Source organism: Massilia timonae CCUG 45783 (assembly GCF_000315425.1).
Lineage (GTDB): Bacteria > Pseudomonadota > Gammaproteobacteria > Burkholderiales > Burkholderiaceae_D > Telluria > Telluria timonae.
The window spans coordinates 55,340-78,941 of record NZ_JH992922.1; the positions used below are offsets into that span (position 1 = coordinate 55,340).

24 protein-coding genes are annotated in these 23,602 nt (G+C 64.5%); 11 read left to right on the forward strand and 13 right to left on the reverse strand.

Features of this window, described 5'->3' with window-relative positions; translation table 11 throughout:
* Window positions 1-288 precede the first annotated feature (288 nt).
* From HMPREF9710_RS00220 to proX, 4 genes are all read left to right on the forward strand, one after another.
* Window positions 289-1,128, forward strand: coding sequence for an AraC family transcriptional regulator (locus tag HMPREF9710_RS00220; RefSeq protein WP_218918175.1), 840 nt, complete (start codon window positions 289-291; stop codon window positions 1,126-1,128).
* Between the two features lie 349 nt (window positions 1,129-1,477).
* Window positions 1,478-2,713, forward strand: coding sequence for a glycine betaine/L-proline ABC transporter ATP-binding protein ProV (gene proV, locus HMPREF9710_RS00225; RefSeq protein WP_005662750.1), 1,236 nt, complete (start codon window positions 1,478-1,480; stop codon window positions 2,711-2,713).
* Complete coding sequence (proW, locus tag HMPREF9710_RS00230; protein WP_005662752.1) at window positions 2,710-3,825, forward strand: glycine betaine/L-proline ABC transporter permease ProW; 1,116 nt, start codon at window positions 2,710-2,712, stop codon at window positions 3,823-3,825. Before proV ends, proW begins: the two co-directional genes overlap by 4 nt.
* Before the next feature lie 17 nt (window positions 3,826-3,842).
* Window positions 3,843-4,892, forward strand: coding sequence for a glycine betaine/L-proline ABC transporter substrate-binding protein ProX (proX, locus tag HMPREF9710_RS00235; RefSeq protein ID WP_005662754.1), 1,050 nt, complete (start codon window positions 3,843-3,845; stop codon window positions 4,890-4,892).
* Between the two features lie 74 nt (window positions 4,893-4,966).
* Here the strand turns inward: proX and HMPREF9710_RS00240 are convergent, their stop codons facing one another.
* From HMPREF9710_RS00240 to HMPREF9710_RS00250, 3 genes are read right to left on the reverse strand one after another with little or no spacing between them, the layout of a single operon-like run.
* Window positions 4,967-5,290 carry a hypothetical protein gene (locus HMPREF9710_RS00240; RefSeq protein ID WP_005662756.1) on the reverse strand — a complete coding sequence of 108 codons (324 nt, stop codon included), beginning with the start codon at window positions 5,288-5,290 and terminating at the stop codon, window positions 4,967-4,969.
* Window positions 5,287-5,904, reverse strand: a complete 618-nt coding sequence (locus tag HMPREF9710_RS00245) for a T6SS effector amidase Tae4 family protein (protein ID WP_005662758.1) — start codon at window positions 5,902-5,904, stop codon at window positions 5,287-5,289. The genes HMPREF9710_RS00240 and HMPREF9710_RS00245 overlap by 4 nt, the downstream gene beginning before the upstream one ends.
* Window positions 5,897-6,448 carry a PAAR domain-containing protein gene (locus tag HMPREF9710_RS00250; protein ID WP_005662760.1) on the reverse strand — a complete coding sequence of 184 codons (552 nt, stop codon included), beginning with the start codon at window positions 6,446-6,448 and terminating at the stop codon, window positions 5,897-5,899. The genes HMPREF9710_RS00245 and HMPREF9710_RS00250 overlap by 8 nt, the downstream gene beginning before the upstream one ends.
* A gap of 226 nt (window positions 6,449-6,674) precedes the next feature.
* Between HMPREF9710_RS00250 and mutS the strand changes: the two genes are divergently transcribed.
* Window positions 6,675-9,347 carry a DNA mismatch repair protein MutS gene (gene mutS / locus HMPREF9710_RS00255; protein WP_005662762.1) on the forward strand — a complete coding sequence of 891 codons (2,673 nt, stop codon included), beginning with the start codon at window positions 6,675-6,677 and terminating at the stop codon, window positions 9,345-9,347.
* On the forward strand, window positions 9,347-10,312 hold the full coding sequence (locus HMPREF9710_RS00260) for a hypothetical protein (protein WP_005662764.1): 966 nt from the start codon (window positions 9,347-9,349) through the stop codon (window positions 10,310-10,312). The genes mutS and HMPREF9710_RS00260 overlap by 1 nt, the downstream gene beginning before the upstream one ends.
* A gap of 46 nt (window positions 10,313-10,358) precedes the next feature.
* On the opposite strand, the gene HMPREF9710_RS00265 is transcribed toward HMPREF9710_RS00260, so the two are convergent.
* The gene (locus HMPREF9710_RS00265; protein WP_005662765.1) at window positions 10,359-10,892 is read right to left on the reverse strand and encodes an FKBP-type peptidyl-prolyl cis-trans isomerase; all 534 of its coding nucleotides are present in this window, start codon (window positions 10,890-10,892) and stop codon (window positions 10,359-10,361) included.
* Between the two features lie 77 nt (window positions 10,893-10,969).
* On the opposite strand from HMPREF9710_RS00265, the gene HMPREF9710_RS00270 reads away from it, so the two are divergent.
* The 3 genes from HMPREF9710_RS00270 (at window position 10,970) to HMPREF9710_RS26840 (ending at window position 13,156) form a co-directional block, all read left to right on the forward strand.
* Window positions 10,970-12,091 carry a cupin domain-containing protein gene (locus HMPREF9710_RS00270; RefSeq protein WP_005662766.1) on the forward strand — a complete coding sequence of 374 codons (1,122 nt, stop codon included), beginning with the start codon at window positions 10,970-10,972 and terminating at the stop codon, window positions 12,089-12,091.
* Between the two features lie 14 nt (window positions 12,092-12,105).
* The gene (locus HMPREF9710_RS00275) at window positions 12,106-12,585 is read left to right on the forward strand and encodes a DUF7931 domain-containing protein (RefSeq protein WP_005662768.1); all 480 of its coding nucleotides are present in this window, start codon (window positions 12,106-12,108) and stop codon (window positions 12,583-12,585) included.
* 292 nt (window positions 12,586-12,877) lie between these two features.
* A complete protein-coding gene (locus HMPREF9710_RS26840; protein ID WP_081589823.1) occupies window positions 12,878-13,156 on the forward strand; it encodes a hypothetical protein in 279 nt (92 codons plus the stop codon).
* Window positions 13,157-13,292: 136 nt separating this feature from the next.
* Here the strand turns inward: HMPREF9710_RS26840 and bamC are convergent, their stop codons facing one another.
* The 8 genes from bamC to HMPREF9710_RS00315 all read right to left on the reverse strand — a co-directional run bounded on the left by bamC (window position 13,293) and on the right by HMPREF9710_RS00315 (window position 19,954).
* A complete protein-coding gene (bamC, locus tag HMPREF9710_RS00280) occupies window positions 13,293-14,495 on the reverse strand; it encodes an NlpB/DapX family lipoprotein (protein ID WP_005662770.1) in 1,203 nt (400 codons plus the stop codon).
* Window positions 14,496-14,541: 46 nt separating this feature from the next.
* Entirely contained in the window at window positions 14,542-15,420 is an 879-nt protein-coding gene (gene dapA, locus HMPREF9710_RS00285) for a 4-hydroxy-tetrahydrodipicolinate synthase (protein WP_005662772.1), read from the reverse strand.
* A 53-nt stretch (window positions 15,421-15,473) separates the two neighbouring features.
* The gene (locus HMPREF9710_RS00290; protein ID WP_040774812.1) at window positions 15,474-16,043 is read right to left on the reverse strand and encodes a class I SAM-dependent methyltransferase; all 570 of its coding nucleotides are present in this window, start codon (window positions 16,041-16,043) and stop codon (window positions 15,474-15,476) included.
* Between the two features lie 31 nt (window positions 16,044-16,074).
* A complete protein-coding gene (locus HMPREF9710_RS00295; RefSeq protein ID WP_005662776.1) occupies window positions 16,075-16,728 on the reverse strand; it encodes a site-2 protease family protein in 654 nt (217 codons plus the stop codon).
* A gap of 58 nt (window positions 16,729-16,786) precedes the next feature.
* A complete protein-coding gene (locus HMPREF9710_RS00300; protein ID WP_005662778.1) occupies window positions 16,787-17,410 on the reverse strand; it encodes an L-threonylcarbamoyladenylate synthase in 624 nt (207 codons plus the stop codon).
* Window positions 17,411-17,428: 18 nt separating this feature from the next.
* Entirely contained in the window at window positions 17,429-18,304 is an 876-nt protein-coding gene (htpX, locus tag HMPREF9710_RS00305; protein WP_005662780.1) for a protease HtpX, read from the reverse strand.
* Between the two features lie 104 nt (window positions 18,305-18,408).
* A complete protein-coding gene (locus tag HMPREF9710_RS00310; RefSeq protein WP_005662782.1) occupies window positions 18,409-19,521 on the reverse strand; it encodes an extracellular catalytic domain type 1 short-chain-length polyhydroxyalkanoate depolymerase in 1,113 nt (370 codons plus the stop codon).
* Between the two features lies 1 nt (window position 19,522).
* Window positions 19,523-19,954: a ribbon-helix-helix domain-containing protein gene (locus HMPREF9710_RS00315; RefSeq protein WP_005662784.1), complete on the reverse strand. Its 432-nt coding sequence runs from the start codon at window positions 19,952-19,954 to the stop codon at window positions 19,523-19,525.
* A 281-nt stretch (window positions 19,955-20,235) separates the two neighbouring features.
* On the opposite strand from HMPREF9710_RS00315, the gene HMPREF9710_RS00320 reads away from it, so the two are divergent.
* Together HMPREF9710_RS00320 and HMPREF9710_RS00325 are read left to right on the forward strand one after the other, a co-directional pair.
* A complete protein-coding gene (locus tag HMPREF9710_RS00320) occupies window positions 20,236-20,694 on the forward strand; it encodes a hypothetical protein (RefSeq protein WP_005662786.1) in 459 nt (152 codons plus the stop codon).
* Between the two features lie 3 nt (window positions 20,695-20,697).
* Complete coding sequence (locus HMPREF9710_RS00325) at window positions 20,698-22,629, forward strand: RiPP maturation radical SAM C-methyltransferase (protein ID WP_005662787.1); 1,932 nt, start codon at window positions 20,698-20,700, stop codon at window positions 22,627-22,629.
* A gap of 92 nt (window positions 22,630-22,721) precedes the next feature.
* Here the strand turns inward: HMPREF9710_RS00325 and HMPREF9710_RS00330 are convergent, their stop codons facing one another.
* Window positions 22,722-23,555 (reverse strand): 3',5'-nucleoside bisphosphate phosphatase, encoded by an 834-nt coding sequence (locus HMPREF9710_RS00330; RefSeq protein WP_005662789.1) that lies wholly within the window; start codon window positions 23,553-23,555, stop codon window positions 22,722-22,724.
* Window positions 23,556-23,602 lie beyond the last annotated feature (47 nt).

Sequence of the window (23,602 nt, forward strand, 5' to 3'; positions counted from 1 at the left end):
TTCATTCGATGCATTCATCTGCTATCGCGCCACGCGCAACGGCAGGCGCAGGCGTTCCCGATTGCGCAACACAGCGTGTCCGGGAACGGCACTAGCGCGTACGCCGCATGGCCAGCAGAATCGTTCTTGCGCCCAGGCGTTGGAGACAGAACGATACCAATCCGATATCGGCGCGGCAATGTTCAATCCTGCTATCGATGGTTCATTCCTGCTGCGCCGGATCCACAATGACAGTCTTAGGAGAACATTATTCCCGCCCCAATGGTCATAGACTCGCTCCCCGCCAACGTGACCGGCCTGACGCAGGCGCAGCGCGGGTGGAGCGGCGTCCAGCTCGTCGTCACCGGCTACGACTGTGACGGCGAAGGCACGAGCCCCTTGCCGCATCGCGACCAGCCGCGCCTGAGCGTGGTGCTGGAAGAGCACGGCGGCGCATGCGAGCCACGGTTTCATCCGGATCGTCCCTGCCCCGTCGAGCATGTGCCGCGACATATGTATTTCGCGCCGGCCGGCATGGAGATCTGGGGCTACACGAAAAATGCGCGGCGTGTCGTCGATGCCGTGCTCGTATTCGACACCGATATCCTGAGCGAACGCCTGAAAATGCCATTGGACCCGGGCAGGACCGGCGTCCCGAGACTGCGCTTTGCCAATGACCGGATCTGGAACCTGGTCAAGCTGCTTGCCGAGGCGGTCCATCACCCCGACCCGTCGATGCATTTATATGGCGACGGCATCATCACCGCCGTGTCGTCCCAGCTGTTCGCGGCGCCGCGCATCACGGAGTTCAAAACGGGCGGACTCGTGCCATGGCAGCTGCGGCGGGTGATCGACTACATGGAAGCGCATCTCCCACACCGCATCGAGCTGGAAACCCTGGCGGGACTGGTCAATCTCTCGCAAGCCCACTTCAGCCGCGCGTTCAAGAGATCGACCGGGCTCGCACCCTACCAATGGCAGCTCGACGCCCGCATCCGACGGGCGCAGCAGTTACTGTCCGCTTCCGATGCGACCCTGGGCGAGATCGCGCACGCCATGGGCTTCGCGGACCCGGTCCACTTCGGCAGGACGTTCCGAAAAATGATCGGCGCGTCGCCGGGCGCATGGCGAACCGAACACAAACGATAGACGCTCCGGCTTCGCAACGTCGAATAAATAAATCAAATTGACTTATCATTCGCCTTGCTCTATAATTCATGCCCACTAGACAATAGTTACTCTTAGCAACACCCCTGCTGCACCATATTTGCCATCCGCTGGGTGGGAAATAGCTCTTAGGCCAAGCGCCTACATCCCGACATCGTTTGACGACACTCTCGTCAGCATCCGTCGCGCCGGCAAAGCGTGCCTGCCCTTTCCGCCGCCTGGGCGCTTATCGCGCCATTCGCACCGCCGACGGCTCGGGGCCATCGATTCCCATGAACGCCAATGGCTGCAGGGTTTCATTCCATTCGCCAAATCGAAGGAGAACAACAACGTGGCAAAACAAATCATCATCGACCATGTCTTCAAGGTGTACGGCGACCAGACCGACGACGCCCTGGCGCTGGTCCGCCAGGGCGCCAACAAGCAAGACATCCTGGCCAAGACCGGCTGCACGATCGGCGTGTTCGACGCCACCTTCACCATCGAAGCGGGCGAGATCTTCGTGATCATGGGCCTGTCCGGCTCGGGCAAGTCGACCCTGGTGCGCATGCTGAACCGCCTGGTCGAACCCACCGACGGCCGTATCCTGGTCGACGGCAACGACATCAACACGCTGCCGGACGCCGAGTTGCGCGCCTTGCGCCGCAAGGACATCAGCATGGTGTTCCAGTCGTTCGCGCTGCTGCCCCATATCACCGTGCTCGACAACACCGCCTTCGGCATGGAGCTGGCCGGCATTCCCAAGGCCGAGCGCCATGCGCAGGCCCGGCAGGCACTGGAGCAGGTTGGCCTGGCGGCCTATGCCGCCAGCTATCCCGACGAGCTGTCGGGCGGCATGCAGCAGCGCGTCGGCCTGGCGCGCGCGCTGGCCAGCGATCCATCGATCCTGCTGATGGACGAGGCGTTTTCGGCGCTCGACCCCATCATGCGCACCGAGATGCAATCCGAGCTGCTGCGCCTGCAGCAGATCAAGCGCCGCACCATCGTCTTCATTTCGCACGACCTCGATGAAGCAATGCGCATCGGCGACCGGATCGCCATCATGAAGGATGGGCACGTGGTGCAGGTCGGCACGCCCGAGGAAATCCTGCGCAAGCCCGCCAACGACTACGTGCGCAATTTCGTGCGTGGCGTCGACGCGGCGGCGGTCTTCAAGGCCGGCGACATCGCCCGCAAGAGCCAGATCGTGGTGTCGGAATCGCCGAGCCGCGGTTCGCGCGCGGCGCTGTCGATGCTGGAGGAGCAAGACCGCACCTATGCCTACGTCGTCAATCCGCAGCGCGAATTCCTCGGCCTGGTGTCGGTCGATTCCCTGCGCAGCGCCCTCGACGGCCATACCGGCCCGCTGGGCCTGGCGCATGCCTTCCTGCCGGACGTGCAGACCATCAAGGCGGACGAACCCGTTGCCGGCCTGTTCGGCCAGGTGGCGCAACTGCCGTACGCAGTGCCGGTGGTGGCCGACGACGGACGCCTGTGCGGCGCGATCAGCAAGACCACCTTGCTGAAATTCCTCGACCCCGACACGCCCGCCATCCCCGAGGCCTCGACTCAGAAAGGACAAGCATGAGCACGACCGACAACAGCATCACCGCAGTACAGCCGGCCGCAGCGCAGGCTGCAGACACGGCGGCCCAGGCCAACCCCTGGCTGCCGACGCCGCCGAGCGACACCTCCTGGCTCGACGCCGCGGCGCCGGCCGCCGCGCCCGAACACGCCAGCAGCTTCGACCTGGCGCACGCCCTCGACGGCGCGCTGCCGCTGCAATCCTGGATCAACGACGGACTGGGCTGGGTGGTCGAGCATTTCCGCCCTTTCTTCCAGGCCGTGCGCGCGCCGATCGATGCGACGCTGACCGGTTCCAGCGAGCTGCTGCTGGCCGTGCCCTCCCTCGTCCTGATCGCCATCATCGGCCTGCTGGCATGGCAGTTCACCAACCGCGCGCTGGCCGTCGGCACCGTGCTGGCGCTGGTGGCGGTCGCCATGCTGGGCGTGTGGCCTGAAGCGATGATCACCCTGTCGCTGGTGCTCACCTCGCTGGTGTTCTGCCTGATCATCGGCCTACCGCTGGGGATCTTCCTGGCCAGCAGTGACCGCGCGCAAAACATCCTGCGCCCGCTGCTCGACGCCATGCAGACGACGCCCGCCTTCGTCTACCTGGTGCCGGTGGTCATGCTGTTTGGTATCGGCAATGCGCCTGGCGTGATCGTCACCATCATCTTCGCGCTGCCGCCGCTGGTGCGCCTGACCAACCTCGGCATTCGCCAGGTACGTCCCGACCTGATCGAAGCGGCGCGCGCCTACGGCGCCTCGCCCTGGCAGCTCTTAACGCGCGTGCAACTGCCGCTGGCAATGCCGTCGATCATGGCCGGCATCAACCAGTCGCTGATGCTGTCGCTGTCGATGGTGGTGATCGCCTCGATGATCGCGGTCGGCGGCCTCGGCCAGATGGTGTTGCGCGGCATCGGTCGCCTGGACATGGGCCTGGCCACCGTGGGCGGCCTCGGCATCGTCCTGCTGGCCATCATGCTGGACCGCCTGACCCAGGCCATGGGGCAACCGCGCCGCGGTGTGCGTCACTGGTACCAGACCGGTCCGGTGGGCTTCGTCCTGCGCCGGATTGGCAGCGGCGGCGCGCGCACCGATGCGGCGCCAGACACCAAGCCCGCCACCGCACAATAAGACAAGAAAGGATACCGATGCGTCAAACCGAACACTTCAACGCCACCTATAAAACGCAGCGCGCGTTCCGCTGGATCTCGGCCCTGGTGCTTGCCGGGCTCGCCCTGAGCACCGGCATCGCGACGGCGCAAACGCCAGGCGCCGACCTGCCCGGCAAGGGCGTCAAGGTGCAGGCCCTGCAGGGCCCGCTGGCCGAGGAAACCTTCCAGACCATGCTGGCCAATCGCGCCTTGGCCCAGCTGGGTTACGAAACGCAGCCGATCAAGGAAGTCGCCTACCCGACCGCGCACATCGCGATCGGCAACGGCGACGCGACCTTCCTCGCGGTGCACTGGGACCCGCTGCACAGCGACTATTACGACAATGCCGGCGGCGACGCCAAGCTGCTGCGCACCGGCCAGTATGCCGGCCCGGCCGCCCAGGGCTACCTGATCGACAAGGCCACGGCCGAGAAGCACAACATCACCAATATCGACCAGCTGCGCGATCCGGCCATCGCCAGGCTGTTCGACCACGACGGCGACGGCAAGGCCGACCTGACCGGTTGCGATCCGGGCTGGGGCTGCGAGGCGATGATCGAGTACCACATGGACGGCTACAAGCTGCGTTCGACGGTCACGCATGTGCAGGGCAGCTATTCGGCGCTGATCGCCGATACGATCGGCCGCTACCAGCGCGGCGAATCGATCCTGTACTACACCTGGACGCCGTACTGGGTGAGCAGCGTGCTCATCCCAGGCAAGGACGTCGTGTGGCTGCAGGTGCCGCACTCGTCGAATCCACAGAACGCCGATACCCGGATGGCCGATGGCAGCAATTATGGCTTCTCGGTCAACACCACGCGCTTCGTCGTGAACCGCGCCTGGGCCGAGAAGAATCCGGCGGCGGTCAAGCTGTTCGAAGTGATGCGCCTGCCGATTGCCGACATCAATGCGCAGAACGAGCGTGTGCGTAATGGGCAGGGGTCGCAGGAAGACATCGCGCGCCATACGGCGGGGTGGATCAAGTTCCACCAGGCGCTGTTCGATAGCTGGATCGCGCAGGCGAAGGCTGCGGCGAAACCGTAATCGTTGGGAAGATGGCCGGCTGATGCCGGCCACCGACGTTCCGGACGAAAAACTCCCGTCGTCCAAGCGGTGAGCTATCGGGACGCGACCATGACCAGGGAGTGCGCGACCACTAGCGCGGCGAGAAGTCCCAGCCATGCTGGCAATGACCGCCTCCGGCCGCCAAACACAAATGCACTAGCCGCGAACACGACACTTGGGCCGGCCCAGACCGCAAGCCGCAGAATATTCAGGCGCTCATCGCCCTCGCACACGTCGATGGGGCAGTAAATGGCCGCGACACAGACGAAGAAACGCGCGCAAAGCCACTGGCTCACCACGTCAGCCACCAGCAGGCTGGCGACGCCCAGCAGCGCGAACACCATGCCGATGGCAAGCCGATTGGCCTGGTGGATCATTCGATCTCCCAGAACAGGATCTCGGACGATCTTCCCAGATCTGAATAGCCCCACGACGTTCCCGCACCAAGCGAATCGAGGCCGAGGCGCCGGCCCATCGTGGAAAAGAAGCTCATGCCCGTCGCGGTCAGCCTGGCCCCATTCCACAGGTCGATGTGATCGCCGGTGGGCTTGCCACTGGCCTTCTCCCTGCCGTTTCTGGCCCAATAGTCCGCAAAGTACACAATGCCCGTCCGGCCGCGGATCTTGTTCTGCCAGTCGGCGCCGGTCACATTCTCCGCCGACGTTGGCAGGCCGCAGAACGGCTGCTGTTTCAGCCAGGCTGCCAGTTGGGACGCGAGCAATGCGGCGGGCAGGCCGTTCACCTTTTCGGCCGCGCCGCGGAACGACTTCATTTCGACGCCGACGCCGTGAATCGCTACGCTCACCTTGATCGCGCACTGGTTCTCGTAGCCTGGTGGCGGCTTGCCCGTCCTGGGATCGACGAAGGGAGGGTTGTCCGGATAGGATGCCCACAACGTCGAGAACTCGACCGCTTTCACCAGGACACTGCACACCGATTCCTTCCTGGTGTTGGTGCGGACCCTGGCCTTCTGGACCAGCGTGCTATTCATGCGTCGGCTCTTCCTGCAGCTTGGCCAGGGCGTCGTCGCCCCACAGGACTGTGTATTCATCCTCACCAAAGGTATCGACCCGTGGCAGCAAACCGTCCGGCCCGATCCGGCCTGAAAAGACACGGCCGTCCATCGTTTCGATATGGTAAGGCAGCCCGTCGGCGCGCTGGTGCATCAACAAGACCTGCTCGTCGTAAGAGTGCTCGCCGAGCGCCGGCGCGGCGTCCGTCCAACGGCCGTCCGCATTCATGAAGAAGCTGGTCGCGACCGGACCACCGTGGTTGCTCACGCCGTTCAGGTCGTTAAGGGTCGACACCAGTGGGCAACCGCCGCTCGTTCGCATGCCATGGATGACCGAGGCGCGACCATTCATGAGCATGCGGCGGCTGAGTCCGTCCGTGATCGAGCACTTCTTCGTGCAGGCCATCTGGGCACCCTGGAATGCGTAAGCCAGGCCCTGCCCGCGGCATAGCGGGTCTCCCTCGGCCACCACGCCACCGCAAGCCGCTTTGTCTCCTTCCCGAATCCAGCCGATGATCTTCATGCGTCCGCCCATTGGTCAAGACTGAAAAACCAATCTATCGGAACGTGACGACAATTCATTACTCATGCGCAAAAAGCCAGCGCATTGACGCCGCACACCACCATATGGATCATTCGGCAAAAAACTCTTGAGCAACAACGATCTTTGCAGCGAGCTGCCGGGTCGATCGGGTTAAAATGTCAAGTCCTGGCCTTTCACGCGCCAAGCCGTACCGAATCACGAAGACATGACCACCGCCCCCAAAGAAATCAACGCCGCCGCCATCAAGAACAGCGCGACGGAAAAGCTCACTCCGATGATGCAGCAATACATGAGCATCAAGGCAAATTATCCGACCATGCTGGTGTTCTACCGCATGGGCGACTTCTACGAGCTGTTCTTCGACGACGCCGAAAAAGCCTCGCGCGTGCTGGGCATCACCCTCACCGCGCGCGGCAAGTCGGGCGACCAGCCGATCAAGATGGCCGGCGTGCCCTTCCATTCGCTGGACGGCTACCTGGCCAAGCTGGTCAAGCTGGGCGAATCCTGCGCCATCTGCGAGCAGATCGGCGACCCGGCCCTGTCGAAGGGTCCGGTCGAACGCAAGGTGGTGCGCGTAGTCACCCCCGGCACCCTGACCGATTCCGACCTGCTGCCCGAAAAGGCCGAACGCCCGCTGCTGGCGCTGTGCCTGATCAACCAACGCAAGACCGTCACCGCAGGTCTCGCCTGGCTGTCGCTCGCCAGCGGCAACCTGCGCCTGATGGAATTCTCGGGCGACGCGCGCGCCGTCGAACAGCGCCTGGCGCACGAACTCGAACGCATCTCGCCGGCCGAGATACTGCGCGCCGATTGCGCCGACATGTTCGAGACTGATGGTTCCAATGCCCACCTCCAGCGTGTGCCCGAATGGCATTTCGACGTGCTCAAGGGCCACGGCGCCCTGCTCGAGCAACTGGGCGTGGCCACCCTCACCGGCTTCGGCGCCGACGGCATGGGCGCCGCCTTCGGCGCGGCCGGCGCGCTGCTGCGCTATGCGCAATCGACGCAAGGCCGCGGCCTGCAGCACGTGCGCGGCCTCGCCTGCGAAACCGAGAATGAATACATCGGCCTGGACGCCGCCACCCGCCGCAACCTGGAACTCACCGAGACCATCCGCGGCCAGGAGTCGCCGACGCTGTTCTCGCTGCTGGACGGCTGCCGCACCGCGATGGGCTCGCGCCTGCTGCGCCACTGGCTGCACCATGCGCGCCGCGACCAATCCGTGGCGCGCAGCCGCCACCAGTCGATCGCAGCGCTGATCCAGGCCGAGGCCATTGATGCGCTGTCGTCGACCCTGGCCCAGGTGCCGGACATCGAACGCATCACGACGCGCGTGGCGCTGCTCACCGCGCGCCCGCGCGACCTGGCCGCCCTGCGCGATGGACTGAAAGCCCTGCCGGTGGTGCGCGAACAGGTGGCGCGCTGCTTCGTCCCAGGCGACACCTGCCTGCTGCGCGAGATCCACGACGACCTGGCCACGCCGGGCGAATGCGTCGACCTGCTCACGCGGGCCGTGATGGAGGAACCCGCCGCGATGGTGCGCGACGGCGGCGTGTTCGCGCGCGGCTTCGACGCCGAACTCGATGAACTGCGCGCGCTGTCCGAGAACGCCGGCCAGTTCCTGGTCGACCTCGAGACGCGCGAGCGCGCCCGCACCGGCATCGCCAACCTGCGGGTCGAGTACAACAAGGTGCACGGCTTCTACATCGAAGTCACCAACGGCCAGGCCGACAAGGTGCCGGACGACTACCGCCGCCGCCAGACCCTCAAGAACTGCGAACGCTACATCACGCCCGAACTGAAGGCCTTCGAAGACAAGGCCCTGTCGGCGCAAGACCGCGCGCTGGCGCGCGAAAAAATCCTGTACGACCAGCTGCTGGCCGACCTGGCGCCGCACATCGGCGTTCTACAGACCATCGCGCGCGCGCTGGCCCAGGTCGACGTGCTGGTGGCCCTGTCGAGCCACGCGCTGCGCCATAACTGGTGCGCGCCGGTCCTGAGCGACGCGCCGTGCCTCACCATCGTCGAAGGCCGCCATCCGGTGGTGGAAAACCAGATCGAGCGCTTCATCGCCAACGACTGCAAGCTGTCCAACGACAGGCGCCTGCTGTTGATCACCGGCCCGAACATGGGCGGTAAATCGACCTTCATGCGCCAGGTGGCCCTGATCACCCTGCTGGCCTACGTCGGCAGCTACGTGCCGGCCACCAGTGCCACGATCGGCCCGATCGACCGCATCTTCACCCGCATCGGCGCCAGCGACGACCTGGCCAACGGCCGCTCGACCTTCATGGTCGAGATGACCGAATCGGCCGCGATCCTGAACGGCGCCACCGAGCACTCGCTGGTGCTGATGGACGAAGTCGGCCGCGGCACCTCGACCTTCGACGGCCTGGCGCTGGCCTGGGCGATCGCGCGCCACCTGATCGACACCAGCCGCAGCTTCACGCTGTTCGCGACCCACTACTTCGAGCTGACCCAGCTGCCCGAGACCTATCCGAGCGCCGCCAACGTGCACCTGTCGGCGGTCGAGCACAAGGACAGCATCGTGTTCCTGCACGCGGTGCAGGACGGCCCCGCCTCGCAGAGCTACGGCCTGCAGGTGGCGCAGCTGGCGGGCGTGCCGCAACCGGTGATCAAGGCCGCGCGCAAGCACCTGGCGCGCCTCGAAGCGCAGGCGCTGGATGCGACGCCGCAGCTCGACCTTTTCGCGGCGCCAGTTGCCGAGGAAGAGATCGGCGAGGCGCCGGCGCCGGCGCTTGCGGCGGAACCACAAGACGACGGCCTGCGCGACGCGCTCGACGCGATCGATCCGGACGCGCTCACGCCGCGCGAAGCGCTCGAACGTCTCTACGAGCTCAAGCGCCTCGCCGCCTGATGCAAGCACGGCGCCGATCACTGCTGCTGGCAGCCCTCCTGTCCTTCACGTCGCTCGCCGGCGCCAGGGACAAGGTGGACAAGGCAGACAACAGCGCGCACCGGTTCGCGGTGATCGGCAACAGCGCAGGCAGCCAGGGCGACGACGACGGCGAGGCGCGCCTGAAACAGACGCTGGCCGATTCGTCCGAAAAATCGCTGGCCTTCGTCGTCATCAACGGCATCAAGGGCGAGAAGGAAAGCTGCGGCGACCGGCTGTATCAGCAGCGGCGCGACATCATCGAGCGCGCCCGGCGGCCGACCATCGTGTCGCTGGCCGGCAGCGACTGGACCGCCTGCCGCAACTCGGCCAACCGCACCAATGCGATCGAGCGCCTCAATCGCCTGCGCGAACTGTTCCACGGCGAGCCGGAGTCGCTGGGCCGCGTGAAGATCCACCTCACCCAGTTGTCGGCCAGCCCGCGTTTTCGCAGCTACGCCGAGAATGCGCACTGGAAGGTAGGCAAGGTGCTGTACGCCACCATCAATCTCCCGGCCAACAATAACCACTACCTGGAGGCGGCCGGCCGCAACAGCGAGTACGAAGACCGGACGGTCGCCAACCGCTTCTGGCTGAACCGCCTGTTCGCGATCGCGCGCAGCGACAAGGCCGAGGCGCTGGTGCTGTTTTCGGAAGGCGCGGTGCGGCCGTTCTATCTGGACCAGCCGGCGGGACTACGTGGTCTGCTGCGGCGCGATCCGGTGGAGAAGGACGGGTTCGAGGCGGTGCGACGCCAGGTGCAAGCGCGTGCGGTCAAGTTCGAGGGCAAGGTGCTGCTGGTCGACAGCGGCACGCCGCACGGCAAGAAGCCCGGGATCGAGTGGAAGGACAACCTGGGACAGCTGTCGGTGGGGACGAAGGCGGTCGAGGTGAACGTGAAGTTCGGAAAAGAAGCGACGTTCGCGGTCGAAGACGCGAAGCAATGAGCATCCGCGGCCCTGCATGACGCAGGGACCGCGAACGTATCCGTGATTACTGCAGCGGCTGGCTACGGAAGTGGTCGCCTTCTTCGCTGTCATCCATCTCGTGATGATGACCGCCGGCGCCATGCACGTGGCCGTGCTGGATTTCCTCGGCGGTGGCCGCGCGCACGTCGATCACCGACAGCTCGAAGCGCAGCGCCATGCCGGCCAGCGGGTGGTTGCCGTCCAGGACCACCTTGTCTTCGGCGATCTCGGTCACGGTGAAGATCACCGGCTCGTCGTCGCCGCCTTCGGCCACGCCTTCGAACTGCATGCCGACTTCGATCGGCTCCGGCAGGCGCGCGCGGTCTTCGACCTTGACCAGCTCTGGCTCGTAGTCGCCAAACGCATCGTCCGGTTCCACCTGGATCGTCGACGAATAACCGACTTCCTTGCCGTCGAGCTCTTCTTCGATCTTTGGCAGGGTGTTTTCGTAGCCGCCGTGCAGGTAAACCATCGGCTGCACGCCTTCTTCGATCAGGTTGTTCTGGGCATCCGACAGCTTGTAGTTAACCGTCACGACCGTGTCTTTGGCAATCTTCATCGCACATCCTTTCGTTGTAAGGCTCGGATTATACCCCCGATGGGTTCCGTGACTTGTCCGGCTGGTTATAATGACGCATGAAAAAATTACCGCTTCTCGGGAATATCACTCCCGCCGAGTTTCTGCGCGATTATTGGCACAAGAAACCGCTTCTGATCCGTGGCGCCATCCCCGGCTTCAAGCCCCTGCTCAAATTCGAAAAGCTGGCCGAGATGGCGCGCCAGAATCACGTCGAATCGCGCCTGGTCACCCAGAAGGACGGCAACTGGGACATGCAGCACGGTCCCCTGGCCGAGCTCCCTGCGCGCACCGAACCGAACTGGACGATGCTGGTCCAGGGCGTGAACCTCTACGACGAGCGCGCCGACGAGCTGCTGCGCCAGTTCCGCTTCGTGCCCGATGCCCGCCTGGACGACCTGATGGTCAGCTTCGCCACCGACGGCGCCGGCGTCGGTCCCCACTATGACTCGTATGACGTATTCCTTCTGCAGGCCCACGGCAAGCGCCGCTGGAAGATCGGTTCGCAGCAAGACCTGACCCTGGTCGAAGGCTTGCCGCTCAAGATCCTGGCCAATTTCAAGCCCGAAGAAGAATTCGTGCTCGAGCCGGGCGATATGCTGTACCTGCCGCCGCATTATGCCCACGACGGCATTGCCGAAGGCGAATGCATGACGTATTCGATCGGTTTCCGCTCGCCTTCGTTCCAGGAACTGGGCGAAGCCTTCCTGCAATTCATGGCCGATTCCATCGATTTGCCGGGCCGTTATGGCGATCCGGAATTGAAACCAGCCAAGAATCCGGCCGAGATTCCGCGCGATATGCTCGACACCGTCACCGAAGAATTGAACAAGGTGCGCTGGGACCAGGAAGACGTGACCGTCTTCCTGGGCGAAACCATGTCCGAGCCGAAGCACAATGTGTTCTTCACCGGTCCGGCGAAACCGCTGACCGTGGGCCGCTTCATGGAAAGCGCCGCCAAGCGCGGCATCAAGCTGTCCAGCAAGTCCCTGATGCTGTACCGCGGCAAGCATGTCTTCATCAACGGCGAATCGTTCGCCGTCGGCCGCGCCGACAAGGTGGTGCTGGACGTGCTGGCCAACGAGCGCCGCATTGATGGCGCCGTGCTGGACAAGGCCACCGACGACGTGCTCGAAGCCCTGTACACCTGGTATCAGGACGGCTGGGTCGAGCTGGGCTGAAGGACGAGGTGTCGGTGAGCGAACCACGCACGATTGCCTTCGACACCCGTCTCGACTGCGAGACGCACTTTCTCGCTTGCATCGAAGCGGCACAGGCCACCCTGGTCTTTGTCGATCCGGATGCCGCGGTCTTTCCACTCGGCAGCACCAGGACCGATACCGCGCTGCGGGCCTTTCTTGCCCGCGGCGGCCGGCTGCGCCTGGCGCTGCACGATCCCTCCCACGTCGAGCTCCACTATCCGCGCTTCTTGCGCCTGCTACGCGACTACAGCCACCTGTGCGAGTGCCGGCAAACGCCACGCAGCCTGCGCCAGCTCACCGATTCCTTCTGTATCGGCGATGAGCGGCACATCGTACGCCGCTTCCACAGCGACCACATGCGTGGCGAAGCGGCCTTCGCCCATCCTGCCGCCTGCGAACTGTCTCAACACCGCTTCGAGGCGATCTGGCAAGAGTCACATCTCGTATTGCAAACGTCCACTACTGGCTTATGAGCAGCCTCAATCGCTGACTGAAAAACGCCACATAGTTACATATTGCCGTGTTTCTTAGCCACGTTGCATCTTGTAACAATATGAAGCTTATTCGCCCGCAAATTTCTTTCGCTACGGCATGTGTTCGCTATTGCGAAACAGTAAAATTGTCTATAATATCAATCAGGAAGGTTCCGTTGCGTCTATGGCGTTAACGCTATTTGTGAAGGCACGAGAATTCCACAGAGAAATAATTACCGGTAATTATTAATCGCAACAAGTGTTCGACTCTTGTAAATACTAAGGAAAAATCATGAAAAAAACCCTGCTGATCGCCTCCCTGTTCGCTGTGACCCTGGCTGCTTGCGCTAAGAAAGAAGAAGCGCCAGTCGCACCAGCTGCTACCGAAACCCCAGCAGCTGCTGCACCAGCTGACGCAACCGCAACCCCAGCTGCTGACGCAACCGCACCAGCTGCTGCTGACGCTGCTGCCGCTGACGCTGCTGCTGCTGCAACCACCGCAACCGACGCTGCTGCTGCTGCTCAGACCTCGGCTGACCAGGCTGCTGACGCTGCTGCTACCACCAAGTAATTCGTTACTTCGGTAAGAAGAACCGGTCTGCGGACCGGTTTTTTTTCGCCTGTCGATATCACGACGGGGGCGATATCAGGTCGCCCCATGAAAAAACCGGCCACGCAGGCCGGTTTTTTCATGCACGAGGAGAAGGTTACTTCAGCTCGGTATGCAGCAGGTTCAGGATCTTGCCCGCGGTCGGCGAGGTATCCGCCTGGCCTTCGTTGTTCTGCACCGTGACCTTGCTGACGTTGGCGCCCTGCTCGGTCTTGACCAGCACGCGGTAGCGCTGGGCTTCCTTGAGCTCGTCTTCCGACTTGCCGCCCCACGAGAACAGGCGCTTGAAGAAGCCTTCCTTCTGCTCGGCCGCGTCCGGATCGACGTAGCGCACGAAGTAGATGCCCTGCACGCGATCGCGGTCTTCGACGGTGAAGCCAACGCGGTCGAGCGCCAGGCCGACGCGGCGCCAGGCGCGGTCGAAGCCTTCGTCGACCTCGACCGTGTCGCCCACCAGCTTGGCGTGCTGCGGCGCCACCGGTGCGTTGGCGACCGTCGCTTCGGCCGTCGCCACTTCCTTGCTGCCGGTCAGCATCGCGACCATGCGGCCCAGGAATTGCGATTCCAGGCCCGGATCGTTCGGGCGCGAAGTCCAGGTGGTGGTTTCGTTCTGCGGGCCGGTCAGGACTTCCTCGGCGCCGCGGTGGCTGACCCAGACCTCGGTCGAGCCGTCCGGCAGGCGCTCGAGGCGGGTGCGGAACTTGTCGCGCTCGCCAGTCGAGTAGGCGCGGTCGAACACGCGGCCGATGGCGTTACGGATGAAGTCTTGCGGGATCTTCGAACGGTTCTCGACCCAGGCGGTTTCCATGGTGCCGGTCGTGGACGACTCGGTCTCGATGGCGAAGCCCTGCTCTTCCCAGAACTGGCGCAGCTGCGGCCACAGTTGTTCCGGGGTCTGCTTGACCACCAGCCAGCGCTGGTCGCCGTTGCGCTGCACGCTGACGGCGTCGGTCGAGATCGGGCCGATCTGCTGGTTGCTCGCCACGGCGCCAGGCACGAAGCCGCCGCCCGTGCCGGCGGCAGCGGCCGCCTGGCCGGATGCGGTGGCGACGCCACGGCCGTCAGGGATGGCGTAGCGGTTGTCGCGCTGCAGCTTGGTCAGATCGGGCGGCACGTCCAGCGGCGCGGCTTTCTTGGCGCCCTTGTAGTCGACCTTGTCGCCTTCGAAGATGGTGGTGCAGGCCGCCAGGCTGAAAGCGAGCGCGGTCAGCGTCAGCACGCGCGCGGCAGCAGGAGCGGAAACCAGGGGCGAGAAGTTGGAACGCGCGGAGTTGAATCCCGAGTACTTGCTTTTAGTCATGTCGTTCGATATCAGGTCAGGAACCCGAACCCTTGCGGGCCCGGGATTAGGAATGAACGCCGGCTTCCACCAGGGCGGCGCGCACGGTCTCGTGGTACTGGGCGGACAGCGGCGCGAGCGGCAGGCGCAGGCCGGCCGGCATCTTGCCCATGTCGGCCAGCGCCCACTTTACCGGCACCGGGTTCGGTTCGACGAACAGCTTGCCGTGCAGGCCGAGCACGCGGTTGTTGATCTCGACCGCACGGGCGACGTCGCCGGCCATCGCCGCCACGCACAGCTCATGCATCGCGCGCGGGGCGACGTTGGCCGTCACCGAGATATTGCCGGCGCCGCCGCAGAACATCAGGGTCATCGCGCTCGGATCATCGCCCGAATAGACGGCGAACGATTTGTCGACCATCTTGAGCAGCTCGATGCCGCGGCCGATATTGCCGGTGGCGTCCTTGATGCCGACGATGTTCTCGATCGGCGCCAGGCGCGCGACGGTCTCGTTGGCCATGTCGGCCACGGTACGGCCCGGCACGTTGTACAGGATGATCGGCAGGTCCACGCTTTCCGCGATGGCGCGGAAATGGCGGTACATGCCCTCTTGCGTCGGACGGTTGTAATAGGGAACGACCTGCAGCGAGGCGTCGGCGCCGCATTCCTTCGCATGGCGGGTCAGCGCGATCGCTTCCGCGGTCGAGTTGCCGCCGGTGCCTGCGATGACCGGGATGCGGCCGGCGACGTGATCGACGGCCAGCTTGACGAGTTCGCAATGCTCTTCCGGCGACACGGTGGCGGATTCGCCCGTCGTGCCCACGATGACGATCGCGTCCGTGCCTTCCGCGACGTGCCAGTCGATCAGCTTGCGCAAGGAATCGCGGTCAAGACTGCCGTCTTCGAACATCGGAGTGACGAGTGCTACGATACTGCCCTTAATCATAATCTTGGCCGTGCCATTCAATAAAAAATCTGATTGTAGCGGATAGCCCGCCGCTATGGTTCATTCCTGACCACAATATGGTCGAGCCGGGCCTCGGTTTTGGCAAATGCCGGACCGGCCGCGCACAGGCGCTGCACCTGGGCCGGATGCGGCCGTTCCACATGGCCATCCTCGTAGGCCAGCACCTGCAATCCACCGTCTTGCGCCAGCCCCAGCAACTCGCCGGGCGCCAGCAGGAAGGCGGGATTGGATGGCTTGCCGTAAATCTGGTTGCCCTGCGCAAAGGTTTCGTAGATCAGGATGCCATCTGGCCGCAGGCTGGCCGCGATGTGGGCGAACAGGGGCCGGTGCAGGTAGTTGGTGACCACGATCGCCGCAAAACGTCCGGCCTCGAACGGCCAGGGCGAACCCTCGGCCTCGAGGTCATAGGCCATGGTCGTGACGTTGTCGCCCGCGCTGGCGGCCAGCGCCTCGGGCTTGAGGTCCAGCGCCAGCACCTGCAGGCCGCGCGCCGCCAGCAGGCGCGTGTGGCGGCCATTGCCGCACGCCAGGTCGAGCGCCTCGCCCGGCGGCGCCAGGGAAACGAAGCGTTCCACCCACGGCGACGGCGGCAGAGTCTGCATGTTCACGCGTGGCGCGTCGACTGGCATGGCGTCAGAACAGCACGAAAGTGAACGGCAGGACCATCATGTCCACGATCCAGCGGCCCAGCTGCATCACCGGCACCACCCAATAGCCCACCAGTTGCAGGAACACCAGGCCCAGCACGATGAAGAAGCCGTAGGGCTCGATGCGGGCGAATTTCCAGGCCAGGCTGTTGGGCAGCATGCTGGTCAGCACCCGGCCGCCATCCAGCGGCGGGATTGGCAGCAGGTTGAAGGCCATGATCAACAGATTCGTCAGGATGCCGGCTTCGGCCATGCGGCGCGGAAACGCCTCGCTGACGCCGAAGAACACCAGCAGCGCCGCGAACAGCAGCCACAGCGCGGCCATGATCAGGTTGGCGATGGGGCCGGCCAGCGCGACCCAGGCCATGTCGCGCTTCGGATTGCGCAGGCGGCCGAACTCGACCGGCACCGGCTTGGCGTAGCCGAACACGAAGGGCGTGAACAGATACATCATGATGGGGATCACGATGGTGCCCCAGATGTCGACGTGCACCAGCGGATTCAGGCTCATCCGGCCCTGGGAATAGGCGGTGTTATCACCGAAATATTTAGCGGCGTAGGCGTGGGCGGCTTCGTGCAGGGTAATCGCAAAAAGGACGGGCAGCGCGTAGACGGCGATGTTGCGTATCGTTTCATCCATAAGGGGGATTCTATCAGAGGGCGGTACGCACTTGTCCTGTGGAATTCTTAAGCCGGCATTACAGGCCGAAGGCCGCCGGATCGCCCCTGCCCTCGCGCACCAGCTCCGGTTCGGGGCCGGTGAGGTCGATGATGGTGGTCGCCTCCAGCATGCCGGCGCCGCCGTCGATGATCAGCTCGATCTGCTTTTCCAGCCGCTCGCGCACTTCTTCCGGGTCGGACAGCATATGGTCGTCGCCCGGCAGCTGCAGGGTGGTGCCGATCAGCGGCTCGCCCAGTTCCTCGAGCAGGGCCAGCGTGATGCGGTTCTCGGGCACGCGCAGGCCGATGGTCTTGCGCGACGGGTGCGACAGCCGGCGCGGCAGTTCGCGCGTCGCTTCCAGGATCACCGTGTACGGGCCCGGCATCGTGGCCTTGAGCAGGCGATATTGTGAATTGTCCACGCGCGCATATTGCGCGACCTCGGACAGGTCGCGCACCAGCAAGGTCAGGTGATGCTTGTCGTCGACGCCGCGGATGCGGCGCAGCTTGTCGACCGCCGTCTTGTCGTCCAGGCGGCATACCAGCGCATAGGCGGAATCGGTCGGCAAGGCGACGATGCCGCCGCTGCTGACGATCTGCGCCGCCTGCTTGATCAGGCGGGCCTGGGGATTCTCGGGGTGGATCTGGAAATATTGGCCCATCTAAACGTCCTTCATCTGTTAGCGCAGTTGCTGGAGCGCGGCGATGCGCTGCTCCATCGGCGGGTGGGTCGAGAACAGCGCGCCCCAGCCGCCGCCGCTGCCGGAAATGCCCGACGCGGCCATCGTTTTCGGCAGCGCGCCCGGTGCGAAGCCGCCCAGGCGGGCCAGCGCATGCTGCATCGGCACCGGGCTGCCCATCAGTTTCGCGGCGCCGGCGTCGGCGCGGAATTCGCGCTGGCGCGAGAACCAGGCAACGATGATCGAGGCCAGCAGGCCGAACAGGATCTCGAGCACGAACACGCTCGCGTAGTACCCGATGCCGGGGCCTTCGCCCTCCTTGCGGAACAATACCTTGTCGACGAAGAAACCGACCACACGCGCCAGGAACACGACGAAGGTGTTGACCACGCCCTGGATCAGGGTCAGGGTGACCATGTCGCCGTTGGCGATGTGGGCCACCTCGTGGCCGAGGACGGCTTCGACCTCGTCCTGGTTCATGCTCTGCAGCAGGCCGGTGGAGACGGCGACCAGCGCCGAGTTTTTAAAGGCGCCCGTAGCAAACGCGTTGGGCTCGCCGTCATACACGGCGACTTCGGGCATGCCGATGCCAGCGCGCTCGGACAGGCGGCGCACAGTCTGCACCAGCCATTGCTCGGTGGCATTGGCCGGCTGCTCGATGACGCGCGCGCCGGTCGACCACTTGGCCATCGGTTTACTCATCAGCAGCGAAATAAAGGCGCCGGTGAAGCCGATCACCACGGACAATACCGCCAGTTCGCCGACATTGATGCCTTGCGCCGAGACACCTCGGCCCAGGCCGAACAGATTGATCACCAGCGTCAGCACCAGCACGACGGCAAGGTTGGTGGCAAGGAACAGAACGACACGCTTCATGGCAGACATCTCCAGTGAGTTCATGACAGGATGCCAAGATTGGGCTGGACCAGCGAAAAATCAAGGGCACAGCCATTAGCGGACCGGGCCGTGGCGCCTGGGCATTATCTTTGCAGGAAGAACCGCAGCATCTCGCGCGAGGCGCAGGGGCCAAGCGCATCGGTGTGCGAGCCGGCCGCATCGCCACCCGCCCAGGTGTGGCCGGCGCCATGCACGATCCAGTGTTCCGCCATCGCCCTTCCCTCCTCGTCGCGCCAGATGCGCTGGGTAGCGCGGCGTCCGCCCTGCGAGGACTGCGTTTCGCTCGCATGCAGCGGCGTGGCGCGCAGGCCGGCGTGGGCGCCGACGAACTGCTTCAGCACCGCTTCGCCGTTGCCCAGATCGACCACGTGGTCGGCGTCGCCATGGAAGACGATCACCGGCACCGCCTCGCGCAGGCTGCGCGCGCGGCCCGGTTTCTTCATGGCTTGCAGGCCCGTGATCATGTCGCGCGCGCTGCCCGCCGGCAAGCCCGAATGGACGCCGATCGCGGCGAACAGTTCCGGATACTCGGCGCCGAGCACCGCCGCCATCGCGCCGCCGGCCGACATGCCGGCCACGAACACCTGCGACGGCTCGGCATCGTATTCCCGCACCACCTGGCGCGTCATGCCGGCGAGGATGCCGGGCTCGCCCGCGTCGCGCGCCTGGTGGCCCGGCTCGAACCAGTTCCAGCAGTGGGAACGGTTGGCGCGGCCATCCTGCTCGGGGTACAGCACCAGGAAGCCGAACTCTTCGGCCAGCGCGTTCATGCCGGTGCCCACCGCGAAGTCGTCCGGGTTCTGCGTGCAGCCGTGCAGCATGACGACCAGCGGCCGGCGGCCCTCGGCCGGTTTCGCGGGAATGTACAGCTTGTAGCGGCGGCTGCCCGCTTCGCCGCCGTGGCTGCCGGCGATGAAGCGGCCGGGCGCCGTTTTCCTGGACGCCGGTTGGCGGGCAGCGGGCCGGGGCGGGACGGAGCGCCCGGTCGTATGCCGGCTCCAGTCGGGCGCCGGGTTCAGGTCGACGAATTCCGGCTGGCGCGCAAACGCGCTGGCCGACGGGTGCGCCTCCGGGGTGGCGAGGCCCGCCTGCGCCAGCGCCTGCTGGATCACGGCGGTCGCTCCGGACACATCCTTGGCGCGCGCCAGGCGCGCCGATTCCAGCATCTGGCCGATAAAACGATCGAGGTTTTTCATGTCAACTCCCATAACGGGTGTAAATGCGGTCTGCCAGCGCTTGCCGGACCGCCGGAGCGGCAACGAAGGCGCCAAGCACGTGGATCGAGGCGATCGCCTGGACGGCAAGCTCGACCGGGACGTCGTCTTCGATCACGGCCAAACCCAGCACATTGATTTCAAGCTGCTCCCCCTGAGCCACGACCTGCTCGAGTTCGCGCAGCGAATAACGGTGCAAGCCCATGACGTAGCGCTTGCGCACGACGGCCTGGCGGATCACGTCGGCATGTTGCTGCAACAGGTTGCGAATTGCCGCGCGGACGAGGTCGGTACGATTGGAATAAAAACCTTCATCGACCAGCAGGTCGACCTGGGCCAGGTCGACCAGGCCGACATTCACGGTGACCTTGTCGCTGTCTGGCAGCCTTGCTTGTGAAAGTGCGCGCTTTGCCATCCCCACATACTCCTCTTATACTCCAATTGGAGTATCCTATGCCGATAACCGGTGGCGTACAAGCTTTTTCTGGCGCTGCACCGGTCCCCGCGTGCCAGCGGCGCAACATCGTCCTGCGCGCGGCATCGAGTGCATTACTGGTGTTCCGCTGAGCGAAAGTTCCTGGAGCCGGTTGGCGTTGTGAGAGGAATCAAGGTCGCACTCTCTCCTGCATACGCTGTATTGAAGTGCGTCGAGCGGTCCATTAGGCTCTCCTTATCACGTCACTCCGGGGGCTCATCATGGACTGCAAGTCGACTGATCGCATTGCCTTCAAGCAGCAGCTATTTGCCCGTGAAGAACTTTCCCGACGCTGGCCGGCACTGAACAAATACATCAGTTCCACGACCGCGCTCGAAGCGGCCTATGTCAACACCGAACAGCTGGTGGGCAACCGCCTCGACATCTCTCGCGGCACCGCCCAGGAAGCACTCGACTTCTACAACAAGGTGGTGCAAGACGGCCGCTATATCGATCGCCTGCTCGAAGCGCCGCAAGAAGTGGCCGAGAAACTGAAATTGCCGCTGTCCAAAGAAGCCATCGAACGGCTGGTCACCGTCAACCAATTGCTTCCACCCGGAAGCACGGTGATGAACATCGCCGTCGTGGCCGTCGCCGTGGCCGTGACCGTCGTGATCGTCAAGGGCATCGATCCGCTGGAAGAACTCGTCATCGACCAGCGCGGCCTGGTGAGACTGTAGGGCATGGAGACATCGGCGCCGAAGGTCGTGCTGGCCAGCCTGCCGTGGGCTACCTACGCCGAGCCCTCCCTGGGCCTGGCGACATTGAAAGCGGAGCTGGACAGAGCGGGCATTGCCTGCCGGGTTCGCCACTTGAACCTGCGATTGCTGCGGTATGTCAGTGCGCAATCGTGTTCGATGCTGGCCACGTTCTGGGGCATCAATGAGTTCCTGTTCACGGGATTACTCGACGGCGAACTGGACGACGAGCAAGCCGCATGCCTTGCCGAGCGCTGCGCGGTGCATGCGGCGACGGTCCAGCAAGACCGCTACCGCTCGACCGAAGCGCTGCTGCATCTCTGTCTCCGGCTGCGCGACGACGTCATGCCCCAGTACCTGGCCGAGTGCGCCGACGACATCCTGGCCTTGCACCCCACGCTGGTGGGGTTCACCTGCATGTTCGACCAGACCATCGCCTCGGTTGCCCTGGCACGCTTGCTCAAGATGCGGCGCCCCGACCTGCCCGTGATCCTGGGTGGCTATGCGCTCGAAGGGATACCTGGCGATAACGTGCTTCGCAGCTTCCCCTGGATCGATGGCGTGGCGCGCGGGGACGGCGAACCGCAAATCGCGCGCCTGGCCTGGGCTTCGGTGGGGAGGGACGACCTCGCCCGGATTCCCGGCATTCAGGTGCGCGCCGGGCCGGAAATCGTGCCCCCACCCGCCTCCAAAGGGCTGGCGGCTGAACTGAACCGCAATCCGCCCCCCGACTACACCGACTGGTTCGCCGACCTCGATGCCCTTCGGTCCGAAGAATCCATCACCGTCCACAGCAAGGTGTTGCCGGTGGAGGCGTCACGCGGTTGCTGGTGGGGCCAGCACAAGCACTGCGTCTTCTGCGGCATCGACGAGGAGACCCTGCGTTATCGCGCCAAATCGTCCGAACAGGTGCTGGCCATGCTGGACGCCATGCGCCAACGCTATGGCGATCGCATTTATCGTTTCTCTGATTACATCCTTCCGCGCCAGTACTATCACGACATGCTCGATCGGCTGGCGCAGACCTCCCCCCGGCTGCGCCTGATGGGAGAAATCAAGGCCAACCAGAGCGACGAGCGCCTGGGCCGTTTCGCGGCAGCGGGCTTCGTCGAGCTTCAACCCGGCATCGAATCGTTCTCGTCCGAAGTGCTCAAGCTGATGGACAAGGGGGTGCGCGGCATTCACAACGTCCTGACCCTCAAATCCGGCTACCGGCACGGGATTCAGATCAATTACAACATCCTGTATGGTTTACCCGGCGAGCAGGCGGCGTGGTATCGCGCCATGTTGCGTCAATTGCCCAAGCTGTATCACCTGACGCCGCCAGTCAGCCGCACCGAAACGATCGTCACCCGCTTCGCGCCGCTGCAAGCCGACCCGGCGCGCTTCGGCCTGTCGAGCAAGCCGCGCCATCATCGCTGCTATGACGTCATGTTTTCCCAAGCCTTCCAGGAAGAACATGATTTTCGGCTGGACGACTATGCCTATTATTTCGCTCGCGGCTTCGACTACCCGCAAGAACTCGGGACGCTCTATCGGATGCTGGTGGAGCAGGTCGACCACTGGAAGGCACAGCATCGCGACCGGGATGTCCATCTTTATTATGTCGATGATGGCGAAGCGCTGACCGTGCACGACAGCCGCTTCGGCGCCGAATGCACGCGGCGCTTCGACGGCCTCGAGCGGCGCCTGCTGCTGGCCTGCGATGACGCGACCCAGACACTGGATGCGATCGCACTGGCATTGCCCGAATTCCACCGGGACACCATCGCGCCTGCCGCCCAGTTGCTGGCGGACGAGTATCGCCTGCTCTGGCGTGAAGGCGAACACTATCTGTTCCTGGCGGTGCCCGAAGAAGTCTGGCAGCGCCATATCGCGAGCAACTGGCCAAAGAGCTGGACTGCAAACTACTGTTAGCCGGCGCTACCGGTTCACGCCAGCGCCCGTGCCGTCGCACCAGGCGAAGATGCCTGTTTCATTTCCTGACGGTACGGTGCGTGCGGGTGATTTCAGAACCAGTCGTGCCACACCGGCGTCACGCCAGATGGGAGCGGCGGCAGCTCGGCAAACTCGACCCGCGCCTCGCCCGGCGCATGGAAATCAGTGCCCCGCGAGGCCAAAAAGCCGTAGCGCCGCGCTACCTCGGCATAGGTCTGGTACTGGTCCGGCGTGTGGCTGCCGGTGACCACTTCGATGGTCTTGCCGCCCAGCTGGCGGAACTCGTCGAACAGCACGCCTTCGGCGGTGGCGCTGAATTTGTAACGCCCCGGATGCGCGATCACGGGAATGCCGCCGGCGCCGCGGATCCAGCCCATCGCCTCGCTCAGGGTGGCCCAGCGGTGCGGCACATAGCCGGGCCGGCCTTCGGTCAGGAAGCGGCGGAATACTTCGGAAGTGGTGTCGCACACGCCGATCTCGCACAGGAAGCGCGCGAAATGGGTGCGCGACATCAGGTCGGGATTGGCGACGTAGCGCAGCGCGCCCTCGTAGGCGCCGGGAATGCCGGCCTGCTCCAGCTGGGCCGCCATCTCGCGCGCGCGCTTTTCGCGGCCATTGCGGGTCGCGGCCAGGCCGGCGACCAGGGCCGGATTGTCTTCGTCGACCTGCAGGCCGACCACGTGCACGGTCTCGTTGGCCCAGGTGACCGAGATCTCGACCCCGGCCACGAAGCGCATGCCCAGCTCCCCCGCCGCCTTGCGCGCGGCCTTGATGCCGCCGACCTCGTCGTGGTCAGTGAGCGCCCACACGTCGACCCCGCCCTTGCGCGCGTAAGCCGCCACGTCGGAGGGAGCGAGTACGCCGTCGGAGACGGTGGAATGGCAGTGGAGGTCGACTTTCAGCATGGGGAAAATGAGGTATCTGGAACGACACATTGTACGCGCATTTGCCC

Coding starts and splice junctions, on each gene's coding strand:
- proW (WP_005662752.1), top strand. CDS start 2,710: ATGAGCACGACCGACAACAGCATCACCGCAGTACAGCCGGCCGCAGCG.
- proX (WP_005662754.1), top strand. CDS start 3,843: ATGCGTCAAACCGAACACTTCAACGCCACCTATAAAACGCAGCGCGCG.
- HMPREF9710_RS00240 (WP_005662756.1), bottom strand. CDS start 5,290: ATGATCCACCAGGCCAATCGGCTTGCCATCGGCATGGTGTTCGCGCTG.
- HMPREF9710_RS00245 (WP_005662758.1), bottom strand. CDS start 5,904: ATGAATAGCACGCTGGTCCAGAAGGCCAGGGTCCGCACCAACACCAGG.
- HMPREF9710_RS00250 (WP_005662760.1), bottom strand. CDS start 6,448: ATGAAGATCATCGGCTGGATTCGGGAAGGAGACAAAGCGGCTTGCGGT.
- mutS (WP_005662762.1), top strand. CDS start 6,675: ATGACCACCGCCCCCAAAGAAATCAACGCCGCCGCCATCAAGAACAGC.
- HMPREF9710_RS00260 (WP_005662764.1), top strand. CDS start 9,347: ATGCAAGCACGGCGCCGATCACTGCTGCTGGCAGCCCTCCTGTCCTTC.
- HMPREF9710_RS00265 (WP_005662765.1), bottom strand. CDS start 10,892: ATGAAGATTGCCAAAGACACGGTCGTGACGGTTAACTACAAGCTGTCG.
- HMPREF9710_RS00270 (WP_005662766.1), top strand. CDS start 10,970: ATGAAAAAATTACCGCTTCTCGGGAATATCACTCCCGCCGAGTTTCTG.
- HMPREF9710_RS26840 (WP_081589823.1), top strand. CDS start 12,878: ATGAAAAAAACCCTGCTGATCGCCTCCCTGTTCGCTGTGACCCTGGCT.
- bamC (WP_005662770.1), bottom strand. CDS start 14,495: ATGACTAAAAGCAAGTACTCGGGATTCAACTCCGCGCGTTCCAACTTC.
- dapA (WP_005662772.1), bottom strand. CDS start 15,420: ATGATTAAGGGCAGTATCGTAGCACTCGTCACTCCGATGTTCGAAGAC.
- HMPREF9710_RS00290 (WP_040774812.1), bottom strand. CDS start 16,043: ATGCAGACTCTGCCGCCGTCGCCGTGGGTGGAACGCTTCGTTTCCCTG.
- HMPREF9710_RS00295 (WP_005662776.1), bottom strand. CDS start 16,728: ATGGATGAAACGATACGCAACATCGCCGTCTACGCGCTGCCCGTCCTT.
- HMPREF9710_RS00300 (WP_005662778.1), bottom strand. CDS start 17,410: ATGGGCCAATATTTCCAGATCCACCCCGAGAATCCCCAGGCCCGCCTG.
- htpX (WP_005662780.1), bottom strand. CDS start 18,304: ATGAAGCGTGTCGTTCTGTTCCTTGCCACCAACCTTGCCGTCGTGCTG.
- HMPREF9710_RS00310 (WP_005662782.1), bottom strand. CDS start 19,521: ATGAAAAACCTCGATCGTTTTATCGGCCAGATGCTGGAATCGGCGCGC.
- HMPREF9710_RS00315 (WP_005662784.1), bottom strand. CDS start 19,954: ATGGCAAAGCGCGCACTTTCACAAGCAAGGCTGCCAGACAGCGACAAG.
- HMPREF9710_RS00320 (WP_005662786.1), top strand. CDS start 20,236: ATGGACTGCAAGTCGACTGATCGCATTGCCTTCAAGCAGCAGCTATTT.
- HMPREF9710_RS00325 (WP_005662787.1), top strand. CDS start 20,698: ATGGAGACATCGGCGCCGAAGGTCGTGCTGGCCAGCCTGCCGTGGGCT.
- HMPREF9710_RS00330 (WP_005662789.1), bottom strand. CDS start 23,555: ATGCTGAAAGTCGACCTCCACTGCCATTCCACCGTCTCCGACGGCGTA.